At 73.0% G+C, this 18,644-nt stretch carries 14 protein-coding genes, 1 pseudogene and 3 riboswitches; of the genes and pseudogenes, 10 read left to right on the forward strand and 5 right to left on the reverse strand.

The genetic code is table 11. The annotated features are described in order from the left end of the window. Positions 1-10: 10 nt before the first annotated feature. Complete coding sequence (locus ABZ374_RS30780; RefSeq protein ID WP_360317156.1) at positions 11-1,201, reverse strand: FAD-dependent monooxygenase; 1,191 nt, start codon at positions 1,199-1,201, stop codon at positions 11-13. Between the two features lie 100 nt (positions 1,202-1,301). Beyond that, on the reverse strand, positions 1,302-3,308 hold the full coding sequence (locus ABZ374_RS30785) for a LodA/GoxA family CTQ-dependent oxidase (protein ID WP_360317190.1): 2,007 nt from the start codon (positions 3,306-3,308) through the stop codon (positions 1,302-1,304). A 337-nt stretch (positions 3,309-3,645) separates the two neighbouring features. Beyond that, positions 3,646-3,720, forward strand: a riboswitch (cobalamin riboswitch). 147 nt (positions 3,721-3,867) lie between these two features. Between ABZ374_RS30785 and ABZ374_RS30790 the strand changes: the two genes are divergently transcribed. After that, positions 3,868-4,398 carry a flagellar hook-length control protein FliK gene (locus ABZ374_RS30790; protein WP_360317158.1) on the forward strand — a complete coding sequence of 177 codons (531 nt, stop codon included), beginning with the start codon at positions 3,868-3,870 and terminating at the stop codon, positions 4,396-4,398. A gap of 101 nt (positions 4,399-4,499) precedes the next feature. Here the strand turns inward: ABZ374_RS30790 and ABZ374_RS30795 are convergent, their stop codons facing one another. Further along, entirely contained in the window at positions 4,500-5,594 is a 1,095-nt protein-coding gene (locus tag ABZ374_RS30795; RefSeq protein ID WP_360317160.1) for a peptidase, read from the reverse strand. A gap of 153 nt (positions 5,595-5,747) precedes the next feature. Beyond that, a riboswitch (cobalamin riboswitch) is annotated at positions 5,748-5,821 on the reverse strand. Positions 5,822-6,240: 419 nt separating this feature from the next. Continuing rightward, positions 6,241-6,315, forward strand: a riboswitch (cobalamin riboswitch). A gap of 121 nt (positions 6,316-6,436) precedes the next feature. Between ABZ374_RS30795 and ABZ374_RS30800 the strand changes: the two genes are divergently transcribed. From ABZ374_RS30800 to ABZ374_RS30820, 5 genes are read left to right on the forward strand one after another with little or no spacing between them, the layout of a single operon-like run. Next, positions 6,437-7,924: a prenyltransferase/squalene oxidase repeat-containing protein gene (locus tag ABZ374_RS30800; RefSeq protein WP_360317162.1), complete on the forward strand. Its 1,488-nt coding sequence runs from the start codon at positions 6,437-6,439 to the stop codon at positions 7,922-7,924. Then, complete coding sequence (locus ABZ374_RS30805) at positions 7,921-8,931, forward strand: hypothetical protein (RefSeq protein ID WP_360317164.1); 1,011 nt, start codon at positions 7,921-7,923, stop codon at positions 8,929-8,931. Before ABZ374_RS30800 ends, ABZ374_RS30805 begins: the two co-directional genes overlap by 4 nt. Further along, complete coding sequence (locus tag ABZ374_RS30810) at positions 8,928-10,181, forward strand: CbiQ family ECF transporter T component (RefSeq protein WP_360317166.1); 1,254 nt, start codon at positions 8,928-8,930, stop codon at positions 10,179-10,181. The genes ABZ374_RS30805 and ABZ374_RS30810 overlap by 4 nt, the downstream gene beginning before the upstream one ends. Further along, entirely contained in the window at positions 10,178-11,887 is a 1,710-nt protein-coding gene (locus tag ABZ374_RS30815; RefSeq protein ID WP_360317168.1) for an ATP-binding cassette domain-containing protein, read from the forward strand. Before ABZ374_RS30810 ends, ABZ374_RS30815 begins: the two co-directional genes overlap by 4 nt. Then, a complete protein-coding gene (locus tag ABZ374_RS30820; protein WP_360317170.1) occupies positions 11,884-12,795 on the forward strand; it encodes an ECF transporter S component in 912 nt (303 codons plus the stop codon). The genes ABZ374_RS30815 and ABZ374_RS30820 overlap by 4 nt, the downstream gene beginning before the upstream one ends. Here ABZ374_RS30820 and ABZ374_RS30825 read toward each other — a convergent pair. Then, positions 12,792-13,970 (reverse strand): acyl-CoA dehydrogenase family protein, encoded by a 1,179-nt coding sequence (locus ABZ374_RS30825; RefSeq protein ID WP_360317172.1) that lies wholly within the window; start codon positions 13,968-13,970, stop codon positions 12,792-12,794. The two genes, ABZ374_RS30820 and ABZ374_RS30825, sit on opposite strands and share 4 nt — an antisense overlap. 395 nt (positions 13,971-14,365) lie before the next feature. Between ABZ374_RS30825 and ABZ374_RS30830 the strand changes: the two genes are divergently transcribed. Genes ABZ374_RS30830 through menC form a run of 4 tightly spaced genes read left to right on the forward strand, consistent with a single transcriptional unit; the run spans position 14,366 to position 18,463 of the window. After that, positions 14,366-15,403 (forward strand): membrane dipeptidase, encoded by a 1,038-nt coding sequence (locus ABZ374_RS30830; RefSeq protein WP_360317174.1) that lies wholly within the window; start codon positions 14,366-14,368, stop codon positions 15,401-15,403. Beyond that, a complete protein-coding gene (locus ABZ374_RS30835; RefSeq protein WP_360317176.1) occupies positions 15,400-16,545 on the forward strand; it encodes a M20 family metallopeptidase in 1,146 nt (381 codons plus the stop codon). Before ABZ374_RS30830 ends, ABZ374_RS30835 begins: the two co-directional genes overlap by 4 nt. Continuing rightward, complete coding sequence (locus ABZ374_RS30840) at positions 16,542-17,327, forward strand: GNAT family N-acetyltransferase (RefSeq protein ID WP_360317178.1); 786 nt, start codon at positions 16,542-16,544, stop codon at positions 17,325-17,327. The genes ABZ374_RS30835 and ABZ374_RS30840 overlap by 4 nt, the downstream gene beginning before the upstream one ends. 35 nt (positions 17,328-17,362) lie before the next feature. Continuing rightward, complete coding sequence (gene menC, locus ABZ374_RS30845; protein WP_360317180.1) at positions 17,363-18,463, forward strand: o-succinylbenzoate synthase; 1,101 nt, start codon at positions 17,363-17,365, stop codon at positions 18,461-18,463. Between the two features lie 52 nt (positions 18,464-18,515). Here menC and ABZ374_RS30850 read toward each other — a convergent pair. Beyond that, positions 18,516-18,644, reverse strand: a pseudogene (locus ABZ374_RS30850) (hypothetical protein); the annotation flags it as partial.

The raw sequence follows: 18,644 nt of genomic DNA on the forward strand, positions 1-18,644 counted from the left end.
GGCGGCGGCGTCACCGCACCCGGTCCGCACGCGCGTCGGTGTCGGTTCGGCGCGAGCAGCAGTCGGCGTCGTGTGGGGGCGTGGGGTGGTGGCGGCGGTGCCAGAAGGGGGTGTGGGGCCAGCGTTGTTCGGCTGTGTAGGCGTGGTGGTGGTTGCGGTGGTAGGCGTGGCGTAGGTCGGCGAGGCGGGCTTGGTAGGTGTCGGGCGCGTCCCGGTGGCCTGCGAGATGTGCGTCGACGGTTTGGCCGGCGGTGAGGCCGGTGTACAGGGCCGTGAGGATGCCCTGGGAGGACACCGGGTCGAAGGCGGTTGCGGCATCGCCCGCGGCGATCCAGCCCGGGCCGCAGACCCGGTCCAGGTGGGCGCCGTGTGCGGGGGCCCGGCGCGGGAGTACGGGCGACGGCAGGGGCCACCCGGCCAGTCGTCGGCCGATCTCGGTCGTTTCGGCGAGGCGGGCCCGGAAGCCGGCCGAGTCACCCGCTCGCGCGGTGGGCAGATCGGCGTCGGTGAAGTAGGCCACCAGGCGCCGATTGCCGGGCACCAGCGCGGTGTACCACCAGCCGTCCGGCCCGGATTCGACCACCGTGCTCGCGTCGGTGTCGCACGCGGTGGGATCGACCAGGGTCAGGTGCAGCGCGACCAGGGCGTCGTGGGTGTGCCGGCGGGCGCCGCCGCTTCCGGTCGCGACCGCCGCTCGGCGCCCGGTCGCGTCGACGACCCAGTCGCAGCACACCACTTCGCGCCGGTCGGGCCAGCCCAGCGGCACCGACCAGGTGCCGTCCGGCCGGCGCGTCGGCGCGCCGACCGGGGTGCGCTCGGCCACCTCGGCACCGGCCGCCCGGGCGCCGTCGCGCAGGCGGCGGTCGAACAGCGGGCGATCCAGGTGCCGGCCGGGCCCGTTCGGGTCGTCGATCGCGGAGACCGTGACCGGCTGCGGCGACCCCCACACGGACAGCGTGGCGTAGCAGGGCAGATGGCCCGCCCCGGGTACGTGCTCGCCGACCCCCAGGTCGGCCAGCAGCACCCGGGCCGCCCCCGGCAGCGCCTCGCCGATCGCCGGCGGCCCGCCACCCGCGTCGGCGAGCAGCACCGAACGACCCGCACGTGCCAGCGTGATCGCGGCCGCGGCGCCGGCCGGCCCGCCACCGGCGACCACGACGTCGTACCGCCGCCGGGCCGGCGGCGCCCCGACCCCGGTCACGGGCGAAGTCCGCACGAGCCGACGCCGCTCACCCGCACGGCACCTCCACCGCCACGCCGTTCGCGGGCAGGTCCGTGCCGCCACGCGGATGCGGCTCCCGTCACTGCGAATCCAGGTAGGGATCGATGTTGTCGACGTAGCCCACCGTGACGTCCGCCGCGTGTTGCCCCGTGGCGTCGGCGACATCGCGGATCACCGGCTCGTCGGGGGCCGGTTCCGGGACGTGCACGTTCACCAGGTTGTTGGCGTCCCGGGCCTGGTCGAACGGCGGTTGCGGCGGCGACTCGACCTGCATGCGGGCCGGGAAGCGGCCGTCGCCGACCGTGTAGGGCCGCACTTCGACGATGCCGAGCTTGTACCAGCCGTCGATCATCTGTCGGCGCTGCGCCTCGGGCGTGGTCCCGGTCAGTCCGCGCAACCACACCGCGCGGTGCGTGAACGCGGCCTCGCGATCGCTCGAACCGCCACTGTCCGGCCGGTTGACCTTCTCGTAGTCGCTTTGTTTGAGCACGTGGTTGGGCACCCGTGCGGGCCAGAACGTCGGTACGTACGGGTCGTAACGCGGCCCGAGTCCGGCCTGCGACTCGTAGCCCGCGCGGCAGCCCGCCGTGTCGGTCTGCCAGGGCACCGCCATCCATCGACTGAGGTCACCCGGTCCCTGCGCGTACAGCGGGCCGTCGGGGGCCAGCGCCTTGTCCGGGGTGAGCGTGTTGCCGTAGTCCGGATCGGGATCGCCCTCGGGCCGCGCCCTGATCCGGAACGGCTCGGCGAACATCGTCGCGTGCCGGATCGGCCAGGTCACCTCGATCCCGGGATGGAACGCGTCCGCGACGCAGAAGTCCAACGCGGCCCGATCCAGCAGCCCCGGCTGCGCGGCCGGCGGCGCGTCCTCCACGCGGTGCGGGTAGCCGGCGAACGGCGACGCGTCGAAGTTCCCCTGTGACCAGGCCAGCAGCAGCCGGTCCTGGGTCGGCGACAGTGTCATGTACTGGCGCACCGTCCGAGGCACACTGGCCATGCCGTCGCCGTAGAGCCAGGGCCACGGCATCGGCGACTTGTCGTCGCGGTTGTAGTCGCGCAGCGCGGTGTACACCTGCCGGCGCACCTCGCGATGCTCGATCGCCGGACTGGACAACCGGCGCAGCGCCTCGGGGGCGAGGAAGTACTCCGGACCGGCCCAGCCGAATTTGGCCGCGAACCCGGCGTTGACCCACTGGAGTTCGCAGAACCGGCGCAGGATCGGTTCGATGTGCTCGCCGAACGAGACCCGGGCCGGGAACGGCAGTTGGCCGGTGCCGACGAACACGTCGAAGAGCAGGTCGTAGAGGGTGCGTACGGTGCGCAGGTCCGGCGCGAAGTTGGGTGGCGCGACCACCACCCAGGCCGGATCCACCGGCACCGAGACGCCGTCGATGGTGACCGACGCGGTCACCGGCCCGTCGGAAATGTCGTCGTACCAACCGTCGTTGTTCGTTACCGAGGCCGGCGGCGTGTGATCGGGCGAGCCGGCGGCGCCGAGCCCGCCGAGCACCACCAGTCGGCCGTGCTCGTCCGTGCGCATCTCGCCCAGCGGGACGTCGACCCGACCCAGGAAACGGCCGCCGGTGAACGGCACCCGCCCACCGGGTGTGGCGTTCAGCGTCTTGCGGCCCGGATCGATCACCAGCGACCGGCGATCGGTGACGCTCGGATTGCGCCGCGCGGACGGCCTGGCCGCCGGGTCCCGCGAGTCCGGGATGTCCAGCGGGAGCTGGAACTGGTACCACGCGGCCTTGCGATTGGCCACGTGTACGCCCCAGGTGATCCGGGTGCCCGGGTCGGCGACCGTCACCTCGCGCACCACGTGCCCGTCGGCGGCGTGGCCGTACAGCCGGAATCGGGCCGCCTGGCGCTTGATCGCGCCGTCCGCGTCCTTGGTGAAGCCCGGTGGGGTGGGCTCCGGGTCGGGGGTTTCGGGTCCGTAGTACCAGCCGTCCGGGCGCGTGCTGTTGCCCACGCGCGCAATGCCGATGGCCGGATGGATGCGTACTCGGACGATGCGGTCGTCCGTTCGCCTGTTGCCGTCCCGATCGCTCACAGCACTCCCGTTGCTCTCGTCCGCCCACACCGCCGGGCCCCAGGGGCCCATCCGGGGTGTGCTGGTTCCGACGTGCGATCACACGCCGGGTACGCGCGCAACCCCACGCTGTCCAACCACGATCGCCGAACGCAAGACCCAGTCGGGTGACACCTTCCGGCGGACCCCGGCCGGCCCGGTGCGCCCGATCGGCTCTGTGCCGCCGACCTCGGATCCGCCGTCCGGGTGACGAACGGCACGGTGGGGACCGTGGGTCGACGGTTGTCCGCAGGGTGCGCTCTCTCATACGCTCCGGACGCCGACAGGTTCGTCGGCGCACCGCGATCCGTACGGATCGACGTGCCACAACTGCATGTTCGAAGCCCAGGGGAAGCCGGTCGAAATCCGGCGCTGTCCCGCAACCGTGGGTGGTGATCGACAGGTCGCCACGAGTCGGAATGCCTGGGTTGCTCGATCTCGAAGGCTCCAGGTGTCGTGGACTGCACGCTGAAGCCCGGATTCCGCGGCCGATGCCTGCCTTCGGCCGGATGCCGGGACTCGTCGTTCCCGCCGTCCGCGCCCGCGTCCACCGCACGAAGGGAATCCGTCCGTGAAGCTTTTCCGGAACAAGGGGCGTATCGGCCGACTGGTCGGCGCATTGGCCCTGTTGGTGCTGCCCGCCACCGCGCAGGTCACCGCGGCGGCGCCGAGCGCGTACGCCGTGGACACCACCAAGGGCAGCGCCGGGGTCTGCCCGAGCAACGACGGCGTGACCGTGATCGTCGACTTCCAGGAACTCGGCGGTGCCACGATCGTGCGTTGCGCGCCGGGTGACCAGGCCACCGGACTGGCGGCGCTCAAGAACGCCGGATTCGAGACAGCCGGTACCGCCCGCTGGGGCGAGGCGTTCATCTGTCGGATCGAGAACAAGCCCGGCCCGGCCACCGAACCCTGCCTGAACACACCGCCTGCCAACGCCTATTGGTCCTACTGGCACGCGCCGAACAACGGCACCTGGACGTACAGCTCGTGGGGTGCGTCCAACCGCAAGCCCCCGCCGGGCAGCTTCGAGGGTTGGTCCTTCGCCAAGGACCGGACCGCGTCGACCAACCCGCCGCCGCGCGTGGCCCCTTCGCGGTAGGTCGATCGAACTCCGGCCCACCCGGGGCACTCGGTGCCCCGCGCCCCGCGTCGTCGCCCGCCCGGATCGGCGAGCGGCGACGCGGGTGTTGCGAATCCTGGTCAGGACGCGGACGACGGGCAGTGCAGGGCCGGCGCGTCCGGCCGGGCCCCGGCGGCGGTCAGGTCGGCGAAGCCGGTGCCGGCCAGGCCCAATACCGCCTGGGCGGTGGCCCGGGTGGCGGTGGCCGGGTCGAACCCGGTCGCGTCGTACGCGATCGCGCCTCGCGTGGCGGGCGGACCCGAGCAACCCACCTGACGTCCGCCGAGGAACTGCCGCGCGGTCAGTCCCGGCAGCACCCGCCACGAGGAGAGCAGCGCCTGCCCGGCCAGGCCGGTGCTGTTGGCGTTGGACGTGACAGCGCCCGGCGTGCCGAAGCCGCCGTCGGAAAGCTGGTGCGCGACCAGCCAGTTCAGTCCGGCGGCGGCCTCCTGGTGGCGGCCCGTGGCGGCCAGCGCCTGCACGCTCATCGCGGTCGAGTCGGCGTCGGCCGTGCACGTCGCGAGGCCGAAGTTCAGCGGGAAACCGCCGTCGGCGCAGTGCGCGCCGGCCAGGAAGTCGACCGCCGCGGTCGGTGCGCCGGCGGGTGTGCGGTCCAGGGCGAGCAGAGCGAGCGACTGGCTGAAAGCGTTGCTGTAGTCGCCCCACGGCGAGGTGTCGGTGAACCGGCCCGAGGGTTGTTGCAGCGCGCGCAGCCGGGTCGGCAGGTCCACGCCGCCGAAGTTGCCAGGGTTCGTCCCGCGCACTTCGGCCGCGAGCAGCACCTTGGCGGTGGCGCCGGCGTAGGCGTTGGTGGTGCCGTCGCCGATGTAGCCGGACAGGATCTCCGGACGGGCCAGCCACGCGGTGGCCTTGGCACCGTTCTGCTCGGCCACCCCGGCGGCGGCGAACGCCAGCACCGCGTCGATGGTCAGACCCTGGTCGGGGTAGGTCACCCCGTCGAAGGTGGCCTCGAAGCGCTCGCCGTCCACGAGTTGCCGGGCCAGCCAGCCGGCTGCGGCCTGAGTGCGATTGCCGGCCGGGAGCGAAGCGGTTGCCGACCGGTCGGCCGGCGTGGGGGCGGCGCCCGCGGTCGCGGGTACGACGGCGGTCGCGGCGGCGAGGAGCAGACCGCCGAAGAGGGCGGAGATCCTCCGGCCGGGGCGGGTGAGCGTCATGGTGAAGCCTTTCCGGGCCTGCGACGCGGCATGCCCGGCGAAGCCGCCACGCGTTCGACCGCGGGCCCGAAGGCGGGACGGTCTCGGCCCGGCGGCGCGAGGGCTCCGCCCCGTAGACCACGACAGGGAATGGAGATGGAACGCTCCGGCCCCAGGCATTCGGGCTCGCCGTCACGCGGACGGACCACCGCTGCGGGTCAGCGCCGGAATCACACCGGACTTTCCCTGCGGCCGAAGATGACACGGGTCGCCGCGCCCGGACCGGTCGGCCACGACGGTGCCCGGGAGCGCACGGCACCGTCGCGCCGAGGGTCCTCGGACGAGACGCTGCGCACTCTACGGAAAGTTCGCCGCGGGCGGTAACTCGCTTTCCGGCCAAGGGCTTCGGCGATTCCCATCTCGACGGGCAACGCGCTCGCCATGCCGAACGCGGCGCGACGACCGGCATCGGCCGAGCGCACCCACCGGCATCGGCCGGGCGCAGTAGCCGGAAACGGCCGCCGGATCGCGGCCGAAGCCGTCGGTGGTGACCAACGGCACGGCGTCGGGCGGACGCGAACGGTTGTCCGCGAGGTGGTGTGTCTCGTACGCTCCGCACGCCGGCGCATGTCGTCGGTGTTTCTCAACTGCATAGTTCGAAGCCCAGGGGAAGCCGGTCGAAATCCGGCGCTGTCCCGCAACCGTGGGTGGTGACCGACAGGTCACCACGAGTCGGAATGCCTGGGTTCGTACGTTTTGAAGGCTCCAGCGGTCGTGGACTGCACGCTGAAGCCCGGATTCCACCGCCGGCGCACCCATGTCGGTCGGATGCCGGGACGCGTGAAGTCCCGGAAGGATCCCTGATGTTCCGGTTCACCGTTGCACCCGCCTGCGCCGTCGCGGTCTGCGGCGCAGTGCTCGTTGCCGTCGCCCCCGTCCTGTCGGCCTCGGCCGACGTCGCCAACCCGCATGCCGAGGCCGCCGCCGCGGCGGCGAAGTGGCAGGCCGGGGAACTGGTCGCCGGCGGCATACCCGGCTTCGCCGGCTCCGACTGGGGCCTGACCATCGACACGATGATGGCGCTGGCCGCCACCCGTTCGGAACCGACCGCGCTCGGCGCCGCGGCCGACGCGGTGGCCGCGAACGTGCGCAGGTACAACAGCGCCGAGGAGTGGGGCCTGCCCGGTTCGCGGATCGCCGGCGCGACCGCGAAGGTGTTGTTCGCCGCGGTGGTCGCGGACCGCGATCCGACCAGGTTCGGCGGCCTCGACATGCGTGCCGAGACGCTCGACCTGATCGCCGGGGCCGACGCGGGCGAGGACGCGGGCCGGATCCGGGACAAGCTCACCGGCAGCCCCGACTCCGGCAACACGTTCGGCCAGTCGCTGGCCGTGCTGGGTCTGGCCCGCAGTGGCGGGGTGCCGCAGAGCGCGGTGGACTTCCTGATCGCACAACAATGCCCGAGCGGGGGATTCCGGCTCTATCCGGGCCGGTTGGGTAGCACCGGCGCGACCTGCCAGGACACTCCGACCACCGTGCTGGACCCGGACTCGACCGGCATGGCGGTCCAGGCGCTGTTGTCGGCGGCGGCGGAGAGCCACTCGGTCGGCGCCGCGAGTGCGGCCCGCAAGGGTGCGGATTGGCTCAAGTCCAGGCAACGCGAGGATGGTTCGTTCGGCGGTTCGGGTCCGACAGCGGCCTCGAACAGCAACAGCACCGGCCTGGCCGGCCAGGCCCTGCACGCGGCCGGCTACGCGGTCGAGTCGGACCGGGCCGCCGCGTGGGTGCTGGGGCACCAGATCACCAAGGACAACGCGGGCGCCGCCGACAAGGAAATCGGCTCGATCGCGTACAACGCGGAATCCCTCGCCTCGGCCCGCGCGGACGGCATCCCGGAGTTCCAGCGCGACCAGTGGCGCCGGGCCACACCGCAGGCGCTGCTGGCGCTCGCCGACGTCCCGCTCGGCGACCTGGGCAAGGCTCCGCCCCGGCCCACCGGTACGACCGGCACGTCGAGCACCGCCACCGCGACGACCTCCGCGACCACCACGCACACCGCGTCGGCCGGCGCCTCCGCCACCTCCTCCGCGACCCGTTCGGCGACGAACTCGCCGAGCCCCACCACCTCGGCCGGTCGCACCACGAGCGCCTCGGCGACCACCACCGCCACGCCGCCCGCTTCGGTGTCCGGCGGGAACACCGGTACCGGGTCCGGATCCGCCTTTGGCGGCCACCGGTTGGCCCGAACCGGCGGCCGGATCGGCGGTGCGATCCTGCTCGCGGTCGGCCTGGTCGGTACCGGCATCGCGGTACGCGCGGGCGCCCGCCGCCGGAACGGGGAGCACACGTGAGGATCACCGCACATCGTGCCCGGATCGGCCGCCTGGCCGCGGCGATGACGCTCCTGTCGCTGCCCGCGACCGCGCAACTCACCGTCTCCGCAGCGGCCGCACACGCGATCGATCCCGGCAGGGGCACGCCCGGATTCTGCCCCGACCGCAACGGCGTGACCGTGATCGTCGACTTCCACGAACTGGGCGGCACCACCATCGTGCGCTGCGCACCGGGGGAACAGGCCACCGGGCTGGCCGCGTTGAAGAACGCCGGCATCCGGATCACCGGGGTCGCCCGCTGGGGTGAGGCGTTCGTCTGCCGGGTCGAAGGCAAGCCGGGCGCCGACTCCGAGCCGTGCATCGACACCCCGCCCGCCTCCGCCTACTGGTCGTACTGGCATGCCCCCAACGGCGGTTCGTGGACGTACAGCCAATGGGGTGTGCTGAACCGCAAGCCCCCGATCGGCAGTTTCGAGGGCTGGTCCTTCGCCAAGAACAAGACCGAGACCACGAATCCGCCACCCCGGCCGGCCCCGGCCCGCCCCACGCCCGAGCCGACCCCGAACGTGCCCGAGCCGGAGCGCCCTCGGCCCGAACAGCCCAAGCCCGAACAGCCCAAGCCCGAGCAGCCCAAGCCGGAACAACCCGGCCCCGATCCGGCCGGCGACCCGCCACCCGTCGGCGGCACCGACAGCACCCCCGGCACCGCACCCGTCGACCCGCTCGCCCCGGGCCCGGGGGTCGCGGGCAACCCGATGGAGACCGAACCGCCACCCGCCGCCCCACCGGTCCTGGACCCGTCGCCGGCCGGCACCGAACCCGGGTCCGGCGCACCCGCCGCCGCCCGGTCCTCCGGCACCACGCCGGCCGGCGCCACCTGGACCGGCGGCGAGGAATCGGCCCGGACCGACGAGCACGGCATCCCGATCACCACCCTGGTCGGCATCGGCCTGCTCGCCGTGCTGTGCGCGGGTGCCGCCTTCACCATCGTCCGACGGCGACGCGCGGCGAGCGGAACACGATGACCGGGGCCGCGGGTTCGGCCCGGGCGAGCGTGGCCGCGCGCCTTGCCGCCGGCCGACTGCCCCGCACCGTGCATCCCGGCGCGTGGTGGATCTGGGCGCTCGGCCTGGCCACGGCGGCCAGTCGCACCACCAACCCGCTGCTGCTCGCACTGATCCTGGCCGTCGCCGGATACGTGGTCGCCAACCGGCGCGGTGATGCCCCGTGGGCCCTCGCGTTCCGGATGTACCTCTTCCTGGGCCTGTTCGTGATCGTCATGCGGGTGTTGTTCCGGATCCTGTTCGGTGTCGGTGCGGCGAGCGGCCACGTGCTCCTCGACCTGCCCGAACTCCCGCTGCCCGCCTGGGCGGCGGGCATCCACCTGTTCGGCCCGGTGGTCCTGGAGCACGTGCTCGGCGGGTGCTACGACGGGCTGCGCCTGGCCACCATGATCGTCTGCCTGGGCGCGGCCAACGCGCTCGCGAGCCCCAAGCGCATGCTCAAGGCGGTGCCGGCGGCGCTGTACGAGGTGGGCGCGGCCGTGGTGGTCGCGCTGTCGGTGGCCCCGCAGTTGGTGGAGAGCGTGCAGCGGGTGCGTCGGGCCCGCCGGCTGCGAGGTGGCGCCCAGCGTGGCATGCGGGCGTTGCGCTCGATCGCCATCCCGGTGCTCCAGGACGCGCTGGATCGTTCGCTCGCGCTGGCCGCCGCGATGGACTCGCGCGGTTACGGCCGCAACCGGCATCTGCCCCGGACGATCCGGCTGCTCACCGGTGTGCTGACGCTGGTGGGCCTGATCGGCGTGTGTGTCGGGGTGTACGCGCTGCTCGACGGTGGTGCCCCGCGCCGGCTCGGCGCGACGATGTTGCCCGGCGGCGTCGTGATCGCGGGCATCGGCTTCGTGCTCACCGGCCGGCGCATCGACCGCAGCGTCTACCTGCCGGACCGTTGGCGGCCCGCCGAGTTCATCGTGGCCGGCTGCGGGATCGGCGCCGGCGCGCTGGTGCACCTGACCGGCCGGATCGACGCGGGCAACCTCTACCCGTCGCTGAGCCCGTTGGCCTGGCCGGAGTTGGCCCCGCTCCCGGCGCTCGCGCTGGTCGTCGCGGTGTTGCCCGCGTGGCTGGCCCCGCCGCCGCCGAGCGAGACGCCCCGCTTCGGCACGAACGTACCCGTACCGGCACTCGCACCCGCGCCGGGACCACCCGCCCGGCTCGGCGCGCCGGCCGACCCGACCCCAACCGGCCCCGCCGGCAAGGAGAACTCCGTCCGGTGATCCGGTTCCACGACGTCACCATCAGCTATGCCGACGCGCCCGCGCCGGCCCTGTGCAACGTCGAACTCGAGATTCCCGAGGGCGAGTTGTGTCTGGTCGTCGGGCGCACCGGGGCGGGCAAGTCGACCCTGCTCGGCGCGATCAACGGCCTGGTCCCGCACTTCACCGGCGGCACCCTGCGCGGGCGCGTGCTCGTGGGCGGCGTGGACACCCGCACGCAACCGCCGCGCGAGTTCGCGCACCTGGTCGGCGTGGTCGGCCAGGACCCGCTCGCGGGTTTCGTCACCGACACGGTCGAAGAAGAACTTGCCTACGGGATGGAGCAGTTGGCGATCCCGTCGGCGGTAATGCGCAAACGCGTGGAGGAGACGCTCGATCTGCTCGGTATCGCCGAACTGCGGCACCGACCCTTGCGCACCCTTTCCGGCGGCCAGCAACAACGGGTCGCGATCGGTTCGGTGCTGACCGCGCACCCCCGCGTCCTGGTACTCGACGAACCCACCTCCGCACTCGACCCGACGGCCGCCGAGGACGTGTTGGCCGCGATCACCCGGCTCGTGCACGATCTGGGAATCACCGCGATCGTCGCCGAACACCGGATGGAGCGGGTGGTGCAGTACGCCGACCGCCTGGTGCACCTGCCCGGCGACCGTACCGTCCGCTCCGGCCCACCCGCCGAGATCCTGGCCACGTGCGACATCGCCCCGCCGGTCGTCGAACTCGGCCGACTCGCGGGCTGGTCGCCGCTGCCGCTCTCGGTCCGCGACGCCCGCCGGCAGGCCCCGCCGCTGCGGGCGCGGCTGGCCGACCGTATGCCGCCCGCGGCACCGGCCGGCGCCGGGTCGGCCGAGCCGTTGCTGAGCGCGCGGCGGATCATCGTCCGCTACGGCGACGTGATCGCGGTACGCGGCCTGGATCTCGACCTGTTCCCCGGTCGGGTCACCGCGCTGATGGGCCGCAACGGATCCGGCAAGTCCTCGCTGCTGTGGGCACTCCAGGGCTCCGGGCCGCGCCAGGGCGGCACCGTGGACGTGGCCGGCGAGGATCCGGGCAAGGCCGCGCCGCATCGTGCCCGAGGTCTGGTCGGCCTGGTTCCGCAAAGCTCCGGCGATCTGCTCTACCTGGAGACGGTCGACGCGGAATGTGCCCAGGCGGACCGGGAGTCCGCGGTCGCGCCCGGCTCGTGCCGCGCACTCCTGGACCGGATCGCGCCCGGCGTCGACGGCGCACTGCACCCGCGCGACGTCTCCGAGGGACAGCGGCTCGCGCTGGTGCTGGCGATCCAACTCGTCGCCGCACCACGGGTGGTGCTGCTGGACGAGCCCACCCGGGGTCTCGACTACCACGCCAAGCGACGGTTCGTCCGGGTGGTGCGCGAACTCGCGGACGCGGGCGGCACGGTGGTCCTGGCCACGCACGATGTCGAGTTCGTCGCGCAGGTGGCCGATCGGGTCGTGGTGCTGGCCGACGGCGACCTCGTGGCCGACGGCCCGACACCGGACGTGGTGGTGTCCTCCCCGGCGTTCGCACCGCAGGTGGCCAAGATCCTGGCCCCGCTGCCGTGGCTGACCGTCACCGACGTGGCGACGGCCCTGCGCCCCGACCCGGCTCTGCGCCCCGAATCGGCCCCGCGCCCCGACCCGGCACCGGACCCGGACCTCACCCCCGCCTCGAACCCCGCCCGCGACCAGGAGCCGACCCGATGAGCCCCCCGGCGCCGCCCCCGCCCGCGACCCCCACCGCGCGCACCAGCGCGATCCGGATCACCCCGCGCACCGCGCTCGTGCTCACCATCGCCTCGATCGCCGGTCTGACGATGTTCCTGTGGCCGCTGTTCGCCTCACCGGCGCCGGAATCCGCGGCGCACTCCGGCGACGCGCCGCTGATCTTCGCGGTCACCCTGCCGTTCGTGGTCGCGGTCGTACTGGCCGAACTGACCAGCGGCGGCCTCGACTCCAAGGCGCTGGCGATGCTCGGCGTGTTGTCCGCGATCAACGCCGCGTTGCGTCCGCTGGGCGCCGGAACGGCCGGGATCGAAACGGTGTTCTTCATGCTCGTGCTCGCCGGGCGGGTGTTCGGCCCCGGCTTCGGCTTCGTGCTCGGCTGTACGTCCCTGTTCGCCTCGGCCCTGTTGACCGCCGGGGTCGGGCCGTGGTTGCCGTTCCAGATGCTCGCCTCGGCCTGGGTGGGACTGGGTGCGGGCCTGTTGCCCCAGCGGGTGCGCGGCCGTGCCGAGATCGTCATGCTGGCCGGCTACGGCGTCTTCTCCGCCTACGCGTTCGGCTTCCTGCTCAACATGTGGTTCTGGCCGTTCCTGGCCGACGCGCCGGGCATGGTCGGTCCGGCGTTCGTCCCCGGTGACGCCGTCCTGGACAACCTGCACCGGTTCTTCGTCTTCACCGTGCTCACCTCCACCTTCGGCTGGGACACCGGACGCGCGATCACCAACTGCGTCGCGATCGTGCTGGTGGGCCCGGCAGTCCTGGCCGCTCTGCGCCGAGCCGCCCGCAAGGCCGCCTTCGAGGCCCCGATCACCTTCGAACCCGCAACGGCCGCCGATTCCGCGAGGCCCGCAGCCCCTGACGCCCCGCAGCCACAGCCGAAGCAGTCCTAGCCCACCGAAGGGCCCACCGCAGCCAGAGTCGAGGAAGGCCCACCCGGCGCAACGCCCGCCGCCGCCCGCCCTCCCCCACCGGCGTCGCCGCCACCCGCCCCCGCCCCGCCTGCCGCCGGCGCGATCCGCAGCCGCAACGCCGCCGCCTCGCGGGCATACCGCCGCACCGGGAACTCGTCCGTGTCGGCCACCGCCCCCAGGATCCGCACCGCCGCCGCGGTCGCCTTGACCGCCGCCTCCACCGCGGCCGGCTCGGCCACCGACGCCTGCCGCGTGTACGAGATGCCCGCGTCGCGGCGCCGAGCCGCGTCCAGGTAGATCGCCCGGGCGGAGTCCACCGCCCCCGCCGGCTCGACCAGCAGATGCCGATCGACGCGGGTCACGAACGCGCCCGCGACGTCCAGCGCGGCCTGGGCCAGCCCGGTCGCGCACGCCGCGCCGCCCAACCGACCCGCGTCCAGCAGGTCGAAGGCGATCCGCAGCCCCCGACCCGGCGCCCCGATCAGCCGCTCCGGCTCCAGGTACACCCCGTCCCAATACGCGGTGGTGGTCGGGATGGCACGCAGCGCGGTCGTCTCCTCGGGCGCACCGAAGTAGAGGTACTCGTCGGCGCCTGGAGCCAGGAAGCAGGACACGTCCGGCCGGGCCGGGCCGGTGCGGGCGAACACCGTGTGGAAGTGCGCCCGCCCGCCGTGCGCGACGGCGAACTGGGTGCCCTGGAGCAGATGCCCGCCCCGGGTGCGCTCGGCTCGGCAGGTGACCGCCGAGGGGTCGGCGCCGACCTGCGGCTCGGACCGGCTGCCGCCACCGGTCAACGCGCCGTCGAGCATGCCGGGCAGCCACTGTTCGCGCTGCGCGTGGGTGCCGTGCACGGCGGTCGGCAGGCAGGCCAGCGTGTGCACGTCCACGGCGCCGGCCACCGCCACCCAGTACGCCGCGAGTTCCTCCAGCACCTGGAGGTAGACCTCGTACGGCCGGCCGCCGCCCCCGTATGGCACCGGGTAGGGCAGGCCGGACAGGCCGGCCCGGCCCAGCGCGGCGAACAGGCCGGTGGGATAACTCGCGTCGGCCTCGCACCCGGTGACCCGGGACGCGAGTTCCCGGTCCGCGAAGGCCCGGGTCCGGGCGATCAGGTCGTGGGCTTCGTCGGTGGGGAGCAGACGATCGACGGGCACGAGGCATCCCTGGGGTGGACGGGCGGGCCGGGAAGGAGGCCCGGGACACCTGGTGCCGCGGCCGGGGACGGCTCCCGAATCGGCGGCGCGGACCCGCCGGACCGAGGCCGGGGGATACCAGGACACCTGCGCACGGTAGGTGCCCGGCCGGGGGTCCGGGATCGTCCGGCGCGACAAAGCCGAGCCGCGTTCTTCGTCGCGGGCCACCTATGGCCTCACCCACATGTCGGTCGGGAAGGGATCCGGTGGTGGGCGGTCGATCCGGAAGTTCCGCGGGCCGGTCGTGGCTTTGGTGCCCGCTGACGGAAAGTGTCGACAGCATTGGTCATTCGGACGAAGAACCCGGTGCGTGGCGCGGCCTAGCGTCGCTCACACACCAACCGGAAGGACGCGATATGAGCGCCGAGCTGCACACCCGTGCCGTCGTGGCGGACACGCACAACGATCTCCTGATGGCAGTGGTGGAACGACCACCGGGAAGGTGGGCGAGTTTCTTCCGAGAGCAGTGGTTGCCCCAGTTGCGTGAGGGCGGGGTGGACATCCAGGTGCTGCCGGTATTCGTGGACGACCAGTTCCGCCCGGAGGGCGCGCTGCGCCGCACGCTGCGCATGGTGGAGTGTGCGCACGCGATCGCCGAGGGCAACCCGGACGCGGTCCGGCTGTGCCTGACCGGCGCGGACATCGACGCGGCGCTGGCCGAGGGCCTGATCGCGCTGGTGCTCGCGTTGGAGAGCGCGCCCGGGGTGGACGCCGACCTGGAGCTGTTCCGCACGCTGTACCGACTGGGCGTACGGGTCGCCTCGATCGCGCACTGGGGTCGGTCCGCACTGGGCGACGGCAGCGGCGAGGACGCCACCGGCAGCCGGCTCACCCACGCCGGCGTCGAGGCGCTGCGCGAGATGGAACGACTCGGCATCGTGTTCGACATCTCCCACCTGGGGGCGGTCGGTGTGGCGCACGTGCTGGAGCAGGCCACCCGCCCGCTGATCGCCACCCACTCCGGCGCGCGGGCGCTGTGCGATCACCACCGCAACCTGACCGACGAGCAGATCCGGGGCGTGGCCGCGACGGGCGGCGTCGTGTGCGTCAACTTCGTGCCCGACTTCCTGTCCGCCGACCGGTCGAAGCAGACCATCGACGGGCTCGTCGACCACATCGAACACATCATCTCCCTGGTGGGCGTCGAACACGTCGGGATCGGCCCCGACTTCCTGCGCGAAGTGCTCGCGGACATCACTCCGCCGTGCTGCGAGGGCGCCGACTACACCGGCGTGGACATCGCCGCCGAACTGCCCGGGTTGAACGGCCCGGCCGAACTGCCCGCGCTCACCGAGGTACTGGTGCGGCGCGGACTGGGTGAGAAGGAGATCATGGCGATCCTCGGCGGCAATGTACAGAGGTTGTTCCGCGCAGAGTTGGGCCTGGCCCGATGACCGGCACGACGGTCGGTTCGGCCGCGGGTGCGATCCCGTTCGACACCGACGCGATGCTGGCCGACCTGGCCGAGCTGGTGCAATGCGAGTCGTTCTCCGCCGATCTGGCCGCGGTCGCGCGCAGCGCGGAGGTGGTCGCGGCCCAGGGTGCGCGCCATCTCGGCGTGCAACCGCGCCGGATCGTGCTGGACGGAGTGACCCACCTCCAGTGGACGTTCGGCACCCCGCGCGTCCTGCTGGTCGGGCACCACGACACGGTGTGGCCGATGGGCTCGTTGGCCACCCACCCGTGGTCGGTGCTGGACGGGATCGCTCGTGGCCCGGGGGTCTTCGACATGAAGGCCGGCCTGGTCCAGATGTTCCACGCGCTCGCCTCGTTGCGGTCGCTGGAGGGAATCTCGGTGCTGATCACCGGCGACGAGGAGGTCGGCTCGACCACCTCGCGCGCCCTGATCGAGGACTCCGCGCGCGGTTGTGTGGCGACCTTCGTGCTGGAGGCGTCCGCCGACGGCGGGGCGCTCAAGACCGGGCGCAAGGGCGGCTCGATGTACGAGCTGATCGTGCACGGCAAGGCCGCACACGCGGGCCTGGAGCCGGAGAAGGGCGTGAACGCGGCGATCGAGGCCGCCCACCTGGTGCTCGCGCTCGACGCCCTGCCGGACCTGATGGACGAGGGCGGCTCGGACGGTTGGCGGACCACCGTGACCCCCACCGTGGTCGCGGCCGGCGCGGTGACCAACACCGTCCCCGATCGGGCCCAGGTGACCGTGGACGTACGGGTGCCCACGATCAAGGCCCAGGAGCGGGTGGACGAGTTGATCCGCGGCCTGACCGCGACCGTGCCCGGCGCCCGGATCGAGGTGCTCGGCGGCGCCAACCGCCCGCCGCTGGAGGAGAGTTCCTCCAGTGCGCTGTTCGACCTGGCCGATCGGGTCGCGAGCGGCAGCGGTCTGCCGCCGCTGCGCGCCGCGGCGGTCGGCGGCGCCTCCGACGGCAACTTCACCGCCGGCATCGGCTGCCCGACCCTGGACGGGCTCGGCGCGGTCGGCGGCGGTGCGCACGCCGACCACGAGCACGTGATCGTGGCCGAGTTGGCACCGCGCACGCTGCTGCTCGCCGGCCTGATCGAGGCCGTGCGATGAGCGCCGTGGTCATTCGCGAGTTGCACGAACTCGACGAGATCGAGGAAGCGTTCCGCCTGTTCTGCGAGATCTGGGGAACCGGACCGGGCAACGCGCCGATGTCCGTCGAACAGATGCGCGCCCTGTCGCACGCCGGGAACTACGTCGCCGGGGCCTACCTGGACGGGCGCATCACCGGCGCCACCGTCGGGTTCTTCGGCGCGCCCACCGCCCGCACGTTGCACTCGCACATCACTGGCGCCCGCGCCGGTCACGCGGCCGGCTTCGCGCTCAAGGTGCACCAGCGCAACTGGGCACTGGCGCGCGGCGTGGCCCGGATCACCTGGACCTACGATCCGCTGATCCGGCGCAACGCCCACTTCAACGTGACCAAGCTGGGCGGTCGCCCGGACGGCTACCTGCCCAACTTCTACGGCTCGGTGGACGACGCGATCAACGGCGGCACCGACACCGACCGCGCCATGGTGGTCTGGGACCTGGCCGCTCCCCGGGTGATCGCGGCGGTGAACGGTACGCCGACCCCGGTCGCGGTGCCGGCGGACGCGGTGACCGCGCTCGCCATCCGGGACGAACGGCCGCTGCTGGGCCGCACCGACGCCGAGTACCTGCTCGTCGAGGTGCCTCCGGACATCGAGACACTGCGCCGCACCGACCCCGGGGCCGCCAAGGAGTGGCGGCTCGCCCTGCGCGAGGTGTTCGGCGGACTGCTCGCCGACGGTGCCCGGGTGATCGGCTTCCAGGACAAGTCCCGCTACATCCTCACGCGCGCCGACTCCGCGTGATCCCCGCTCGACCCTCGAACAGGAGCTCAGCCACCATGAAGATCACCGGTATCGAACTGCGCCGGATCGCGATGCCGTTGCGCGCGCCGTTCCGCACCTCCTTCGGCGTCGAGACCGCCCGCGACATCCTGCTGCTGCGCGTGGTCACGCCGGAGGCGGAGGGCTGGGGCGAGTGCGTCGCGATGTCCGACCCGCTGTACAACTCGGAGTACGTGGACGGCGCGGTCGACGTGCTCAAGCGCTTCCTGATCCCGGCACTGCCCGAACGGGTGGACGCGCTGTCGGTCAAGCGCGCACTGAAGCCGTTCAAGGGCCACAAGATGGCCAAGGCGGCCCTGGAGACGGGCGTGCTGGACGCGCAACTGCGCACCTCCGAGCAGTCGTTCGGCTCGTTCCTGGGCGCCTCCCGGGACCGCGTGCCGTGCGGGGTGTCCGTGGGCATCATGGACTCGATTCCTGAACTGCTGGACCTGGTCGGAGAGTTCGTCGACGAGGGCTATGTGCGGATCAAGCTGAAGATCGAGCCGAACTGGGACGTGGCGCCGGTGCGCGCGGTGCGCGAGCGCTTCGGTGACGACCTGCTGTTGCAGGTGGACGCGAATGCCGCGTACACGCTGGCCGACGCGCGCCAGCTCGCCAAGCTGGACGCCTTCGACCTGCTGCTGATCGAGCAGCCGCTGGCCGACGACGACCTGGTCCAGCACGCCCAGTTGGCCAAGCAGATGCGGACCCCGATCTGCCTGGACGAGTCGATCGAGTCGGTCGAGGACGCCGCGGCGGCGATCACCCTGGGCTCCGCGTCGATCATCAACATCAAGCCCGGGCGGGTCGGCGGCTACCTGGAGGCCAAGGCGATCCACGACCTGTGCGTGGCGCACGGCGTACCGGTGTGGTGCGGCGGCATGTTGGAGACCGGCCTGGGGCGGGCCGCCAACGTGGCCCTGGCCGCGCTGCCCGGCTTCGTGCTCCCGGGCGACACCTCCGCGTCGCGCCGCTACTACGCGACCGACATCACCACGCCGTTCGAACTCGCCGACGGCCACCTCGACGTGCCCACCGGTCCCGGCCTGGGCATCGACCCGATCGTCGACATCCTGGACTCGGTGACCACGTCCAGCGAGTGGATCAAGCTCTGAGCAGCCCGACCCGATCCGCAGCCGGCTCCCGAACTCCCTCGGGAGCCGGCTGCGAACCCTGCTCCGCGCACCCGACGGCGCCCGGTCCGCCGGTGACCAGCGCGGCGGCCAGGAACGGACCGGCGTTGGACAGGTCCGGCTCGACGACCATGTCGCGGCCGAGCAACGCGCCCGGGGCGAC

It is taken from the genome of Embleya sp. NPDC005971, assembly GCF_040629175.1.
GTDB lineage: Bacteria > Actinomycetota > Actinomycetes > Streptomycetales > Streptomycetaceae > Embleya.

Bases quoted from the DNA above. Each gene is read 5' to 3' on its own strand.
- ABZ374_RS30820 (WP_360317170.1), top strand. From the start codon at position 11,884: ATGAGCCCCCCGGCGCCGCCCCCGCCCGCGACCCCCACCGCGCGCACC.
- ABZ374_RS30835 (WP_360317176.1), top strand. From the start codon at position 15,400: ATGACCGGCACGACGGTCGGTTCGGCCGCGGGTGCGATCCCGTTCGAC.
- ABZ374_RS30795 (WP_360317160.1), bottom strand. From the start codon at position 5,594: ATGACGCTCACCCGCCCCGGCCGGAGGATCTCCGCCCTCTTCGGCGGT.
- menC (WP_360317180.1), top strand. From the start codon at position 17,363: ATGAAGATCACCGGTATCGAACTGCGCCGGATCGCGATGCCGTTGCGC.
- ABZ374_RS30810 (WP_360317166.1), top strand. From the start codon at position 8,928: ATGACCGGGGCCGCGGGTTCGGCCCGGGCGAGCGTGGCCGCGCGCCTT.
- ABZ374_RS30830 (WP_360317174.1), top strand. From the start codon at position 14,366: ATGAGCGCCGAGCTGCACACCCGTGCCGTCGTGGCGGACACGCACAAC.
- ABZ374_RS30800 (WP_360317162.1), top strand. From the start codon at position 6,437: ATGTTCCGGTTCACCGTTGCACCCGCCTGCGCCGTCGCGGTCTGCGGC.
- ABZ374_RS30840 (WP_360317178.1), top strand. From the start codon at position 16,542: ATGAGCGCCGTGGTCATTCGCGAGTTGCACGAACTCGACGAGATCGAG.